Source organism: Paenibacillus jiangxiensis (assembly GCF_046098255.1).
In the GTDB taxonomy this organism is placed as follows: domain Bacteria; phylum Bacillota; class Bacilli; order Paenibacillales; family Paenibacillaceae; genus Paenibacillus; species Paenibacillus jiagnxiensis.
Genome location: NZ_JBJURI010000029.1, coordinates 1 through 12,860 on the forward strand (window position 1 = coordinate 1; position 12,860 = coordinate 12,860).

General features: G+C 52.2%; 13 protein-coding genes and 3 tRNA genes. All 16 read left to right on the plus strand.

What is annotated here, in order from left to right; translation table 11 throughout:
* The 16 genes from ACI1P2_RS23915 to hisA all read left to right on the plus strand — a co-directional run bounded on the left by ACI1P2_RS23915 (position 1) and on the right by hisA (position 12,847).
* A tRNA-Phe gene (locus ACI1P2_RS23915) sits at positions 1–72 on the plus strand.
* Between the two features lie 8 nt (positions 73–80).
* Positions 81–166: transfer RNA gene (locus tag ACI1P2_RS23920), tRNA-Tyr, on the plus strand.
* Between the two features lie 8 nt (positions 167–174).
* Positions 175–247: transfer RNA gene (locus ACI1P2_RS23925), tRNA-Lys, on the plus strand.
* Positions 248–379: 132 nt separating this feature from the next.
* Positions 380–1,483 carry a PucR family transcriptional regulator gene (locus ACI1P2_RS23930; protein ID WP_355323789.1) on the plus strand — a complete coding sequence of 368 codons (1,104 nt, stop codon included), beginning with the start codon at positions 380–382 and terminating at the stop codon, positions 1,481–1,483.
* A 102-nt stretch (positions 1,484–1,585) separates the two neighbouring features.
* A complete protein-coding gene (locus ACI1P2_RS23935; protein ID WP_355323792.1) occupies positions 1,586–2,710 on the plus strand; it encodes an ABC transporter ATP-binding protein in 1,125 nt (374 codons plus the stop codon).
* Positions 2,711–2,922: 212 nt separating this feature from the next.
* A complete protein-coding gene (hprK, locus tag ACI1P2_RS23940) occupies positions 2,923–3,861 on the plus strand; it encodes an HPr(Ser) kinase/phosphatase (protein WP_355323795.1) in 939 nt (312 codons plus the stop codon).
* Between the two features lie 36 nt (positions 3,862–3,897).
* Positions 3,898–4,944: a prolipoprotein diacylglyceryl transferase gene (lgt, locus tag ACI1P2_RS23945; RefSeq protein WP_355323798.1), complete on the plus strand. Its 1,047-nt coding sequence runs from the start codon at positions 3,898–3,900 to the stop codon at positions 4,942–4,944.
* A 2-nt stretch (positions 4,945–4,946) separates the two neighbouring features.
* On the plus strand, positions 4,947–5,600 hold the full coding sequence (gene ppaX / locus ACI1P2_RS23950; protein WP_355323801.1) for a pyrophosphatase PpaX: 654 nt from the start codon (positions 4,947–4,949) through the stop codon (positions 5,598–5,600).
* Positions 5,597–6,082: an acyltransferase gene (locus tag ACI1P2_RS23955; protein ID WP_355323804.1), complete on the plus strand. Its 486-nt coding sequence runs from the start codon at positions 5,597–5,599 to the stop codon at positions 6,080–6,082. The genes ppaX and ACI1P2_RS23955 overlap by 4 nt, the downstream gene beginning before the upstream one ends.
* Positions 6,083–6,255: 173 nt before the next feature.
* Positions 6,256–7,452: an acyltransferase gene (locus ACI1P2_RS23960; RefSeq protein ID WP_355323807.1), complete on the plus strand. Its 1,197-nt coding sequence runs from the start codon at positions 6,256–6,258 to the stop codon at positions 7,450–7,452.
* 205 nt (positions 7,453–7,657) lie between these two features.
* Positions 7,658–8,845, plus strand: coding sequence for an ATP phosphoribosyltransferase regulatory subunit (locus ACI1P2_RS23965; RefSeq protein WP_355323810.1), 1,188 nt, complete (start codon positions 7,658–7,660; stop codon positions 8,843–8,845).
* A gap of 20 nt (positions 8,846–8,865) precedes the next feature.
* Positions 8,866–9,525: an ATP phosphoribosyltransferase gene (gene hisG / locus ACI1P2_RS23970; protein WP_355323813.1), complete on the plus strand. Its 660-nt coding sequence runs from the start codon at positions 8,866–8,868 to the stop codon at positions 9,523–9,525.
* The gene (hisD, locus tag ACI1P2_RS23975) at positions 9,522–10,814 is read left to right on the plus strand and encodes a histidinol dehydrogenase (protein ID WP_355323816.1); all 1,293 of its coding nucleotides are present in this window, start codon (positions 9,522–9,524) and stop codon (positions 10,812–10,814) included. Before hisG ends, hisD begins: the two co-directional genes overlap by 4 nt.
* Before the next feature lie 3 nt (positions 10,815–10,817).
* Positions 10,818–11,426 (plus strand): imidazoleglycerol-phosphate dehydratase HisB, encoded by a 609-nt coding sequence (hisB, locus tag ACI1P2_RS23980; protein ID WP_355323819.1) that lies wholly within the window; start codon positions 10,818–10,820, stop codon positions 11,424–11,426.
* A 3-nt stretch (positions 11,427–11,429) separates the two neighbouring features.
* A complete protein-coding gene (gene hisH, locus ACI1P2_RS23985; RefSeq protein ID WP_355323822.1) occupies positions 11,430–12,074 on the plus strand; it encodes an imidazole glycerol phosphate synthase subunit HisH in 645 nt (214 codons plus the stop codon).
* Positions 12,075–12,109: 35 nt separating this feature from the next.
* Positions 12,110–12,847: a 1-(5-phosphoribosyl)-5-[(5-phosphoribosylamino)methylideneamino]imidazole-4-carboxamide isomerase gene (gene hisA, locus ACI1P2_RS23990; protein ID WP_355323825.1), complete on the plus strand. Its 738-nt coding sequence runs from the start codon at positions 12,110–12,112 to the stop codon at positions 12,845–12,847.
* Positions 12,848–12,860 lie beyond the last annotated feature (13 nt).

The window sequence follows — 12,860 nt, forward strand, 5'->3', positions numbered from 1 at the left end:
GCTCGGTAGCTCAGTCGGTAGAGCAGAGGACTGAAAATCCTCGTGTCGGCGGTTCGATTCCGTCCCGAGCCACTTTATACGGAGGCTTAGCGAAGTGGCCAAACGCAGCAGACTGTAAATCTGTTCTCTTACGAGTTCGGTGGTTCGAATCCATCAGCCTCCACCAGTCTTTAAGAGCCATTAGCTCAGTTGGTAGAGCACCTGACTTTTAATCAGGGTGTCGAAGGTTCGAGTCCTTCATGGCTCATCCGAAAGTCATCAACTAAGGTTGATGGCTTTTTTTGCATATGCAGATATATTTGAATAGTTAGTCTATTTAGGCATAATAAATTGGGTGAAGTTTTCAGCCTGCATAAATAATCTGAAGAGCGGTGATGATGTGAGATCTGCCGAGTCGATTCAGCAGCAGCTCCAGCAAATCTTGGGCACTTCCTTTGGCATTGTCTCCTTAACGGATAGCTTGGAGCCGGAGTTGTCGGGCTTCATGAATAATGACAAATCGGATAGCAACTTATTATCTTTTACATTTGATGAGCTTGTATATTTCCCATATTATGATGGATCGGAAGATACGATAGCTTTTACAGTAAGTGAACATCAGATTACGCCCAGAGAACGGCAATTAATTGCAGCGTTATTGGCCGGTGTACAGCCAGGGTCTGTAGAGTCCCATAAAAACAAGCTGAGTGAAGAGGACAGAATGAGGCAGTTCGGGCGCTGGCTGCTGCTGCAAAATACAGGAGAGAGCGGGCTGCCCCCAGCCGATTTAAACCTGTCGGTTGATTTGGCCAAACGAATGGTCCCCCTCCTGCTTCAGGGAGACAGCTTGCAAGCCTCGTACTCTCAATTGAACAAGCTGTTGGATAGTTATTTGGAAGGAGATGTGCTGCTCGTTCCATTGGAGCCGAAGGAATGGTTCATTCTGGCCAGCGAGAACTCGGTGCTTGGGGGAGAGGACGAGCGGGATAAAGATCCTTCCGAGCCTGTTGAAGAGGTGCTGACCGCATTTGCACTGGGGCTGTATGAACTGATCGCGAATGAATGGGGCGGTGTATTCCATATATCCGTGAACAGGCCGTTACTGCCGGCGGAAGGTCTTCCGGGAGCTTTATCCTTGCTGCGGGAGACACTGCATCTGGGCAAGCTGTTCCATGTGTCCGAGCATATTCATCTCCCTTGGGAGCTAAGATTGGAGAGGCTACTCTACAGTATTCCGGACGAGCAAAGACAAAGCTTTATCCAACAGGACGGGATTAATTCAGGTCTGTTCGGGGATGCAGAGACTTTAAGCACGCTGGACACCTTTTTTCAATTGGACTGCAACGTAAGCGAAACGGCCAAGAGGCTGTACATTCACCGAAATACACTGATCTATCGGCTGGATAAAATCAAGCAGGAGACCGGACTGGATGTCCGGACGTTCAATGATGCGGTGCTGGTGCGTTTAATCTTGTTATTGTACAAAGTAACAAAAAGCAAATAATTTTTTTGTGCAGTTTGTGAATAGCCATCCAGAGCAGCCTCGGGTAATATAACATTAGGAAATGTATTCGATTTCATAATTTGATTCAGGGAGGCAAAAGTCATGGCAGGTGTACGTTTAGAGCATATTTTCAAAAAGTATCCGGGTGCTGAGAAACCGACGGTTATCGATGTTAATCTGGACATTCAGGATAAAGAGTTTCTGGTATTAGTAGGTCCGTCCGGCTGTGGTAAATCTACAACACTTCGTATGATTGCAGGTCTGGAGGAAATCTCCGACGGCAAGTTGTATATCGGTGACCGTGTAGTGAACGACGTAGCTCCAAAAGACCGCGACATCGCAATGGTATTCCAATCCTACGCTCTCTACCCGCATATGAACGTATACCAAAACATGGCTTTTGGTCTGAAGCTCCGTAAGGTGAAGAAGGATGAAATCGACAAACGTGTACGGGAAGCAGCAAAAATTTTGGATATCGAGCATTTGCTTGACCGCAAACCGAAAGCATTGTCCGGTGGTCAGCGTCAGCGTGTAGCCTTGGGACGCGCGATTGTACGTGACCCGCAAGTATTCTTGATGGATGAACCGCTGTCCAACCTGGATGCGAAGCTGCGCGGCCAGATGCGTGCGGAGATTACCAAGCTGGCTAAACGCCTTGAAACTACCGTTATTTACGTAACGCATGACCAGGTTGAGGCCATGACGATGGGCGACCGGATCGTTGTTATGAAGGACGGCGTGATCCAACAGGCTGCATCCCCGGATGAGCTGTACAACCGCCCGGTGAACCTTTTTGTGGCAGGCTTTATCGGTTCTCCTACGATGAACTTCATTAACGGTAAGCTGAGTGAAAAAGACGGCGGCACGTACTTTACAGCTTCTAATATTGATCTGCTTGTGCCTGAGGGTAAAGCACAATTGCTGAAGAGCAAAGGTTATATCGGTAAAGAAGTGATTCTGGGTGTTCGTCCTGAGGATATCCACGAAGAGCCGGTATTCATGGAAGCTTCGCCGAAAACCATCTTTGCATCCAACGTGGATGTCACCGAAAATCTGGGTCACGAAATGCTGCTCTATCTGAGCGGGGCTGGCGGTGACACCATCATTGCCCGTGTTGACGGACGCTCCAATACACGTGAAGGCGTACCAACCAAAATGGCGATTGATATGAACAAAGTTCATATCTTCGATAAAGAATCTGAATTGAATGTTCTGATTACAGATTAATCTGCAAACTAATCCGCAAACGAAATAAAGCAACCGTCTGTCTCCCGGGACAGGCGGTTTTTGGTATGTCTGGGACTGTTACGACAACGGTCAGAGCATTGCAATCAGTTACAAATTCCTTTACGATGGGGATACGCATAATGTTAAACATGGACAGTTTTTCGTACGGACACAACGGATGAGGACGAGGCTGAAAGGAAGAAAACAAGACAATGGCAAAAAAGGTTAAAGTATCCGAGCTTGTACAGCAATTTCACCTGGAGGTTATATCCGGGGAGCATGGGCTCCGCAGAGCCATTACCGTAGATGACCTGAACCGGCCTGGGCTGGAGATGGCCGGCTACTTCGAATATCACCCGCAGGAACGGGTTCAGCTGCTGGGCAGAACCGAGCTTGCCTTCGTATCCATGCTGCCGGTAGAAGACCGGCGGGACCGGATGGACCGGTTATGCACGGAGCAGACCCCCTGTATTGTGATCACCCGCGGGCTTGAAGTGCCGCAGGAGCTGATCGATATTAGCGCGGAGCGGAATATTCCCGTACTGCGCAGCAGCATGGCCACCACGATTTTATCCAGCCGTATCACAGGCTTCCTGGAGCGCAAGCTCGCACCAACCGCCACCATTCATGGCGTGCTCTGTGATGTATACGGTGTAGGCATGCTCATTACCGGTGGCAGCGGTATCGGCAAGAGTGAAACCGCCCTGGAGCTGGTCAAACGCGGCCACCGTCTGGTTGCGGATGATGCCGTGGAAATCCGGCAAACCTCCGATTTTCAGCTGCATGGCACTGCGCCGGAGCTGATCCGGCATCTGCTTGAAATCCGGGGAGTAGGCATCATTAACGTCATGACCCTGTTCGGCGCCGGCGCCATCCGCAACAACAAGAGAATTACGCTGGTTGTACGGCTGGAAGCATGGCAGCAGGATAAACAATACGACCGTCTGGGACTTGATGAGGAAACCACGCGCATCATTGATACCGATGTTCCACTCGTAACCATTCCGGTTCGGCCGGGACGGAACCTTGCGGTTATTATTGAAGTGGCGGCCATGAACTACCGCCTGAAACAGATGGGTTACAATGCGGCACTGCAGTTTACGAACAAGCTGACGGCTACCATTTCCGAAGATATGGATGATATGGACTAAAAGCGTATAGGGCTAAACAAGGAGTGATCGAACAATATGGCAACATTGCTGATTGACCCGATTGCGTTTACGCTCGGGCCTCTGCGGGTACACTGGTACGGAATCATTCTCGGATTGGCAGCCCTTGCCGGAATGGTGGTGGCGATCCGTGAGGGTAAACGGTACGGAATACCGCAGGAATTTTTTATGGATATGCTCTTGCTCGGGGTACCGTCTGCGATTATTGGAGCCCGGATTTATTATGTTGCCTTCAAGTGGGAGGATTACCGAAACAACCTTTGGGATGTATTCAAAATATGGAATGGCGGTATAGCGATCTACGGCGCTCTGATTGGCGCTATCATCTGCGGGATCTTTTATTTCCGCTATAAAGGCTATAATTTCTGGCGCATTGCTGATATTTGCGCACCGGGTCTTCTGGTCGGGCAAATGATTGGCCGTTGGGGGAACTTCGTGAACCAGGAAGCCTACGGCGGACCTGTCGATGAATCCTTCCTGCGTTCGCAGTTCAACCTTCCTGACTTCATTGTTAACCAGATGAATGTGAATGGTGTTTATCATCACCCGACCTTTTTATATGAGTCCTTGTGGAGTTTGGCGGGCGTTATAGTGCTGCTTATTCTGCGCAGACGGCCTTTCCTCCGTGCGGGCGAACTGTTTGCTTCCTATTTCATCTGGTACTCGATTGGCCGTTTCTTTATAGAAAGGCTGAGAACGGACAGTCTGGCCTTCCAGGGACCGGAATGGCTTGTTTCATTCATTAATGGCCTGTGGTCTCCAATGGTTTGGTTCGGTTTTGAGCCAGGGTACCTGGACCCGGCCTACGGAAATGTGCGTATCTCCCAGCTGCTGGCAGTTGGGCTGATTGTAGCTGCAGTTATATTTATCATCGTGCGGCGCACATCGGGAAGGGCACAAGAACGGTACAGCGATCCGATTGTATCCAGCAAAGCTACGGCAGATCAGGTACCGGATACAGTAGAAGGAGAACAGTCTAAGCTTCACGAGGAGCGTGCGGTACATCCGGAGAACTCGCTTGATCAATCTGAAATTCCGATCGCAGACCAGCGTAAGAAGGAGTAGTTATGATCAATACCATTTTGTTTGATTTGGACGGTACAATAATTGATACGAATGAGCTGATCATCACTTCATTTCTCCATGTTTTGAAAGGGAAAACGCTTCAGCCGCTGACCAGGGAATTGATTATTCCGCATATGGGCGGAACGATGGAGAACCAGTTTCAGGCCTTTACGGGCCTGGCGGATGTCACCGGGCTGGTAGGTGATTATCGGGCATACAGTATGCTTCATCATGATCATATGGTCAAGGCCTTCCCGAATGTCCTTGAAGTTGTTAAAACTTTGCATGAGCAGGGTATTAAGCTGGGTGTGGTAACCACCAAAATAAGACCTAACACGATTCGTGTACTGGAAATGTTCGATTTGATTTCTTACATGGACAGCATTATAACGGTGGATGATGTAGAGCATCCGAAGCCGCATGCCGAGCCTGTATTGAAGGCGATACAAGAGCTGAACGCGGACCCTGCTCATACCTTGATGGTAGGGGACAGTTCATTCGATATTCTGGCGGCCCAGGCAGCCGGGGTTCAATCCGCCGGAGTAGCGTGGTCTCTTAAAGGCGAGGAGACGCTGCGCGGCTACAACCCGGATTTTATGCTCAAGGATATGACAGACCTGCTGGACCTGGTCGCTCATGGTACGGAAGCAAAGTGAGAAACGTAGAGCGATACCCTGTAGAGGGTCAAAATGCTTTATGGCAGATCTATAAAACTGTCAATCCATGGAAGGGTGTCAAAAATTTCATTTGTATCCAAATGGCCCGCTATTGCCCGGTACTGCCCCTGAAAAACTGGATTTATCGCCGTTTGCTTGGCATGAAGGTAGGGGAGCATACCGCTTTTGGATTGATGGTCATGGTTGACGTGTTTTTTCCGGAAAAAATCTCAATCGGCCGCAATACGGTCATTGGCTACAATACGACCATTCTCGCCCATGAATATCTGATCAAGGAATACCGGCTTGGCCAGGTGATCATCGGGGATGAGGTGCTGATTGGGGCGAATACGACGATATTACCCGGTGTGACCATTGGGGACGGAGCGGTGGTCGCCGCAGGCTCGGTGGTTCACAAGAACGTTCCTCCCGGCGCTTTTGTCGGCGGCAATCCCCTGCGGGAACTGGGCGGGACTAAATAACTATTTTTACCATACGAATTTGCTGCACAGATTGCCCGAAACCCTTGAGGTTTCGGGCTTTTGCGCGTTATAGACATATTTCGGGAAATCGCAGGAACAGGCAGAAAGCGTTGAAATGAGCCACATAATCCGGTATCGTTAAAAGGTCATTTAACTGCAAAGGGGGAGTGGCGATGGCGGTTGGGCAGAAGGAGAGGCTGCCACAGCTCGATATTTTCCGGGCTATTGCGATCCTTGGTGTTCTTCATGTGCATGCCACATCATACGCGGCCGGAGTTCAGGCACTGGATTCGCCTTATTATTTCATATTGAATTTTGCAAATATCTTTTTCAAGTATGGAACGCCATCATTTATTTTTCTAAGCAGCTTTGTGCTGTTCTACAACTATTACGACAGACCGATTAATCGTGAACTGGTAAAGCGTTTTTACGGGAAGAGGCTGGGGTATATTTTACTGCCCTATGTGGTTATTTCTATCGGGTACTTTATCTTATCTCTGCAAACCAGCGACTTGTTCGCACAGCCGGTAATGGAGCATCTGTCCAGCTTCGTGCGCAAGCTGGTGACGGGCTCGGCGTACACTCATTTATATTTTGTATTTATAAGCGTTCAATTCTACATCCTGTTTCCATTTATGCTGAAGCTGATGCAGTCCTCACGTTTTGCGGTACGCTGGGCGATACCGATTGGGCTCGCGCTGCAGTGGATTTTCATTTTCCTGAACAAGTATGAATGGCAGATTCCGAACAAGGGAAGTTATGCTATATCGTATCTGGCTTATTATATGATGGGGGCCTATGTTGCTCTGTATTTTGATAAATTCAAGGGCTGGCTGAAGGCTTCATGGAGGCAGATGTCTGCCGACCATAAAAGATGGACCCTTCTCTTATGGGGCTACTGGCTGATCGTATCGCTGATTCATGTGACACTGTGGTACTACGGCCGGCATGAAGGCATTTGGGTCAATTCATTATGGTATGAGCTGCTTTGGAACGTGCATACGATGCTGTCGTCGCTGGTGCTGCTGCAGGCGGCCTTCCGCCTGTACGATCAAGCGGCGCCGGGTGTGGTCACTTTCCTGATCCGTTTGGGGGAAGCTGCTTTTGCGATTTATCTTGTTCATCCGCTGATTTTGTCTGTATATCGCCGTTTTCGCTACTATATCCCCGTCGATTCCTTCACATACGTGGTCTGGGTTTGGGGCGGGCTGCTGGCGGCGCTGTTCATAACCTGGTTCATCGTCGCATTCTGTTTCAGGTATGTTCCGTTTGCGCAGCTGTTTCTGGGAAGTGTGCCGAAGTCCTATGCGGCTGCTGGGAAATTCAAAGAGAGACAGGTTACGGGTCAGGCTCATAAAGCAGATATGTAGCAGATCAGGTTCGGCAATTGGCTGTTCGGGTAATCCTATACCCGAGCAGCCTTTTTTGTAAGGCACATTAAATCAACAATTCAAAAAACCTTAAGTTTGACGGGTGTCAGGAAGCCATGGTAATATACCAAGTATACTTTAGTTTGTTAGCACTTTAACATAGTAAAGAATGTGATAATAATCAGACTATCGGGGTGAATGATATATGTCTAAACCGAAAGGGTTTGAAAAGCCGGCTGGCGTCAGGGATTATCTGCCGCGTGCGGTCAGCAAGCTGCGTGCCATTGAACGCAACGTACTGGAATGTATGGAACGCTGGGGATACCGTCAGATTATGACCCCCTCGATGGAATATTACGATACGGTTGGGGTGGCCAGTTCCACCTCGGATCAGAAGCTTTTCAAACTGTTGAATAACCGGGGCACTACTCTTGTGCTTCGCAGTGATATGACCGCACCGATTGCAAGGGTTGTAGCTTCTTTATTGAAGGAAGAGCCGCTTCCGCTCAGATTGTCCTATCATGCCAACGTGTTTCGTGCTATCGAGGAAGAGGCGGGCAGAGAGGCGGAATTTTTTCAGACAGGTCTTGAGCTTGTCGGAGACGATTCACCCGAAGCGGATGCCGAGGTTGTCGCCCTGGCAATTGCCTCGCTGCAGGCCGCAGGTGTAAGCTCCTTCAAGATTGCGATGGGACATGTCGGATTTCTGAACGGATTGTTTGAGGAGGTTATCCCAGGCCGCACGGATGAGCAGGAGGAGCTGAAGGGGCTGCTGCTCAAGCGGGATGTGGTCGGCTACCGGACGGCTATTGGCAGGCTGGATATTGCACAAGATCACCTGAGCAAGCTGGAGTCGATTTTGCGTCTGCGCGGCGGCAAGGAAATCTGTGAGCAGGCGGAGGCGCTTAGCACAGAACCGGGAGCCCTGTCCTCGATTTCCCACCTATGCAAGGTGTGGGAGGTGCTGGAGGCGTATGGGGTGGCTGAGCATGTCCTGATCGATCTGACGATGATCGGGGATTTCTCCTATTATACAGGCATGACTTTTGAAGGTTATGCGGGCGAGATCGGTTCGCCTGTATGTAGCGGAGGCCGCTACGACAAGCTGCTTCAGCAGTTTGGACGCGACGTTCCCGCCACAGGCTTCTCGCTGAAGACGAACCGGATTGTGGATGGCATAGAGGGCATTCAAACGCCGGTGCAGCTCCCAATATTGATCAGATACGACGAATACGGACGCAAGGAAGCCTTTGAAAAGGCAGCACAGCTTCGTTCGGCAGGAAATATTGTTGTTACCCGGCTGATCGGGGGCGGGGAGCCTTCTGCAGACGAGCAATTGTACGAAGAAATTTACACCTGCAAGTCGGACGCGTCGGCTCCCGGCCTGCGGTAACAGGAGAAGGAGGTTCCGTCATGACGGATACGCTGAAGGTGGCGATGCCCAAAGGGCGAATATATAAACAGGCATCCCGATTGCTGCGCGAAGCAGGTGTACCCATCCCGCCGGACGTGGATGACACGCGCAAGCTGGTCATTCCCTTGCCGGAGCTGGGCATGGAGTTTATTATGGCCAAACCCGTTGATGTTCCGACCTACGTGGAATACGGAGCGGCGGATATCGGCATCGTAGGCAAGGATGTGCTGCTGGAAGAAAACAAGGACGTATATGAGCTGCTGGATCTTGAAATTGCCCGCTGCCGCATGTCCGTGATCGGACTGCCGGATTGGCAGCCGGGCATTCGCCAGCGTGTGGCGACCAAGTATCCGCGTGTGGCGTCCCAGTATTTCAGGGAGCAGGGCCAGCAGGTGGAGGTCATCAAGCTGAACGGCTCCATTGAGCTGGCTCCGCTGATCGGGCTTGCCGATCGTATCGTCGACATGGTGGAGACAGGGCAGACGCTGCGGGAAAACGGATTGATCGAGCAGACCAGCATTTTGGATATTACAAGCAGGCTGATTGCAAACCGGGTCAGCTACCGGATGAAAAATACGGCGATCCAGGAGCTATGTGACCGGCTGCAGCAGGTCATTCCGGGCAGAGCCGTGCAGCCGCAGGGAGGGAACAGAGCATGAAGATCGTATCTGCCCGTGATTTCAAACTGCAGCGGGAGGTGGATTACGGAACTCCTGAGCAGAATCAGGCCGTTAAAGATATTATTCACGGCCTGCGCGCCGAGGGTGACACTGCTCTACTGCGTTACACGGAAGCTTTTGACCGGGTGACGCTATCGCCACAGGATTTGCGCATAACCCCGGATGAGCTGCAGGCGGCTTACAGCCAGGTGGAGCCATCCTTCCTTGAGGCAATACGCGCCGCGGCGGCTAATATCCGTGCATTTCATATGAAGCAGAAACGCAATTCCTGGATGGATCTGCAGCCGGACGGAAGCCTGCTGGGACAGGTCATCCGCCCGCTGAAGCGGGTCGGCGTATATGTCCCTGGCGGCAAAGCGGCCTATCCCTCCTCGGTGCTGATGAATGTCATCCCTGCACAGGTTGCCGGTGTTCCGGAGATCGTGATGGTCACTCCGCCCGCAACCGGCGGCAAGGCCGGGATTGATCCGTATACACTGGTTGCCGCTGCAGAAGCAGGGGTGACGGAGGCGTACCGCGTTGGCGGCGCTCAAGCCATTGCGGCATTGGCGTACGGAACGGAGAGCATCAAGCCGGTCGATAAAATATGCGGTCCAGGCAATATTTACGTGGCGCTGGCCAAGCGAGAGGTATACGGAGCCGTCGATATCGACAGCATTGCAGGCCCGAGCGAAATTGTCGTGCTCGCAGATGACACGGCCAATGCGGCTTATGTGGCGGCGGATCTGCTCTCTCAGGCGGAGCATGACGAAATGGCTTCAGCCATTCTCGTCACCCCATCGCAACGGCTGGCGGAAGCAGTAGCCGCTGAGGTGCGGAAGCAGCTCGCCGAGCTGCCGCGCCGGGCAATTGCCTCCGCCTCCATTGAACAGTATGGGGCGATTATCGTGACCGATACGCTGCAGGAGGGCATTGAGGTCGTAAACCGCCTTGCTCCGGAGCATCTGGAGATTATGGTGGAGAATCCGATGGCGTATGCCGGACTGATTGAAAATGCGGGCGCCATTTTTCTTGGCACATACAGCTCGGAGCCGGTAGGCGATTATTTTGCGGGGCCTAATCATATTATTCCGACGAACGGGACAGCGAGATTCTCCTCGCCCGTGGACGTGGACGATTTTATCAAGAAATCCAGCATGATTTATTACAGCAAAGAGGCCTTGTTCAAGAATGGCGCGGCGATTATGGAGCTGGCCCGTCATGAAGGCTTGGAAGGGCATGCCCGGGCGATCGGGATTCGGCTGCAAAACGAAGGAGAGGCGGGATAAGGGATGGAGAATATCGGCAACGGGCAGGTGCGGTCGGCGGAGGTAAGCCGTAGAACGAACGAAACGGATATCAAGCTGGCATTTACAGTGGACGGAACAGGGAAGTCGGAGATTGAGACGGATGTACCTTTTCTGAACCATATGCTCGACCTGTTCACCAAGCATGGTCAGTTCGACCTTAAGGTGGACGCCAAGGGCGATATCGAGATCGATGATCATCACACGGTAGAGGACATCGGAATCTGTCTGGGGCAAACGCTGCTGCAGGCCCTTGGTGATAAAAAAGGGATCAAACGTTATGCCAGCGTGTTTGTGCCTATGGACGAAGCGCTCGCACAGGTAGTGATCGATTTGAGCAACCGCCCGCACTTCGAATACCGGGCACAGTATCCTTCCCAGCAGGTGGGCAGCTTTTCTACTGAGCTTGTGCACGAATTTTTGTGGAAGCTCGCGCTGGAGGGGCGGATGACGCTGCATGTCATCGTGCATTACGGCCAGAACACTCACCATATGATTGAAGCGGTGTTCAAAGCGCTGGGCCGTGCGCTTGACGAGGCGACCAGCATCGATCCGCGTGTGACGGGAGTTCCATCCACGAAAGGAGTGCTGTAATCCATGGCCATTGCGATTGTGGATTACGGCAGGGGCAACCTGCACAGTGTCAGCAAGGCGGTGGGGCGTCTCGGTTATGAGGCCGTTGTCACGGGTGACGAAGCCGCAATCCGGACCGCCGACGGCGTCATCCTGCCGGGGGTAGGCGCCTTCGGAGATGCAATGGAGCACCTGCGCCGCAGCGATCTGGATCGCGTCGTCAAGGAAGCGGCGGCCGCTGGGCAGCCGCTGCTTGGCGTATGTCTCGGGATGCAGCTGCTGTTCACCAGCGGGGAGGAATATGGGGAGCACGAAGGGCTTGATATTTTGCCCGGAACGGTCGTACGCTTCCCGTCCGCTTCGGGCTTGAAGGTGCCGCATATGGGCTGGAACCGGCTTTACTTCTCGCAGGAGGATCACCCGCTGTTCGCTGGACTGGAAGAGGGGCATGTCTATTTTGTGCACTCTTATCACGCCAAGACGGAGCAAGCCTCCGATCTGCTGGCCGTAACGGATTATGGCGGTCCGGTTACGGCGATTGTCGGCCGGGAATCGGTATTCGGCATGCAGTTTCATCCGGAAAAGAGCGGTAAGCTTGGCATGAAGCTGCTCGGCAACTTCCTTGCATTGACGGGAGCGGCGCGAAAACCGGAAGGGCGGAACTCATAGTAAAGCTAATTTCAGCATATTTAAGGAGGCAGTCCATGTTTACGATCTATCCTGCCATTGATATTCGGGACGGCAAGTGTGTACGTCTGATTCAGGGAGACTATAACCGTGAAACGGTTTATAACGATAACCCGCTTGAGGTCGCACAAGAGTGGGAGCGGCTTGGAGGCACGTTCATCCACCTGGTGGACCTCGATGGCGCCAAGGCCGGGCATCCTGTGAACGATACGCTGATAGGCCAAATTGCATCGGCTGTCAATGTCCCGGTTCAAGTTGGAGGCGGCCTGCGCACACGCAACGATGTGGAACGCCTGCTGTCCCTTGGGGTAAGCCGCGTTATTCTCGGCACAGCCGCCATTGAAGACCGCGCGTTTACGGAAGAGGTACTCGGGACCTACGGAGACCGGGTTGCCATTGGGCTGGACGCCCGGAACGGTTATGTGGCGACAAGAGGCTGGCTGGAAACGTCGGAGGTAAAGGCAGAAGATCTCGCGCGTGAGCTTGCAGCCAAAGGGGCGGAGACGTTCATCTTCACGGATATATCGCGGGATGGCATGATGCAGGGGCCAAATGTAGAGGCGATTCTTGCTCTCGCCCAGGCAAGTGGACGCACGGTAATCGCTTCTGGCGGAGTGAGTGTGATGGATGATCTGCTGAAGCTGTCCGCCCATGCGCAGGAAGGCATCGGCGGGGCGATCGTTGGCAAGGCGCTGTATACAGGCAGCATCAACCTGAAGGAAGCGGTTAGCGCCGTAGCGGGGATTACCCGTTAACCTGGGAAGCGAA

What these genes read in the sequence shown, in the direction of transcription:
- ppaX (WP_355323801.1), top strand. Translation starts at nt 4,947, where the DNA reads ATGATCAATACCATTTTGTTTGATTTGGACGGTACAATAATTGATACG.
- hisB (WP_355323819.1), top strand. Translation starts at nt 10,818, where the DNA reads ATGGAGAATATCGGCAACGGGCAGGTGCGGTCGGCGGAGGTAAGCCGT.
- ACI1P2_RS23965 (WP_355323810.1), top strand. Translation starts at nt 7,658, where the DNA reads ATGTCTAAACCGAAAGGGTTTGAAAAGCCGGCTGGCGTCAGGGATTAT.
- hisH (WP_355323822.1), top strand. Translation starts at nt 11,430, where the DNA reads ATGGCCATTGCGATTGTGGATTACGGCAGGGGCAACCTGCACAGTGTC.
- ACI1P2_RS23960 (WP_355323807.1), top strand. Translation starts at nt 6,256, where the DNA reads ATGGCGGTTGGGCAGAAGGAGAGGCTGCCACAGCTCGATATTTTCCGG.
- hisG (WP_355323813.1), top strand. Translation starts at nt 8,866, where the DNA reads ATGACGGATACGCTGAAGGTGGCGATGCCCAAAGGGCGAATATATAAA.
- lgt (WP_355323798.1), top strand. Translation starts at nt 3,898, where the DNA reads ATGGCAACATTGCTGATTGACCCGATTGCGTTTACGCTCGGGCCTCTG.
- hprK (WP_355323795.1), top strand. Translation starts at nt 2,923, where the DNA reads ATGGCAAAAAAGGTTAAAGTATCCGAGCTTGTACAGCAATTTCACCTG.
- ACI1P2_RS23935 (WP_355323792.1), top strand. Translation starts at nt 1,586, where the DNA reads ATGGCAGGTGTACGTTTAGAGCATATTTTCAAAAAGTATCCGGGTGCT.
- hisA (WP_355323825.1), top strand. Translation starts at nt 12,110, where the DNA reads ATGTTTACGATCTATCCTGCCATTGATATTCGGGACGGCAAGTGTGTA.
- hisD (WP_355323816.1), top strand. Translation starts at nt 9,522, where the DNA reads ATGAAGATCGTATCTGCCCGTGATTTCAAACTGCAGCGGGAGGTGGAT.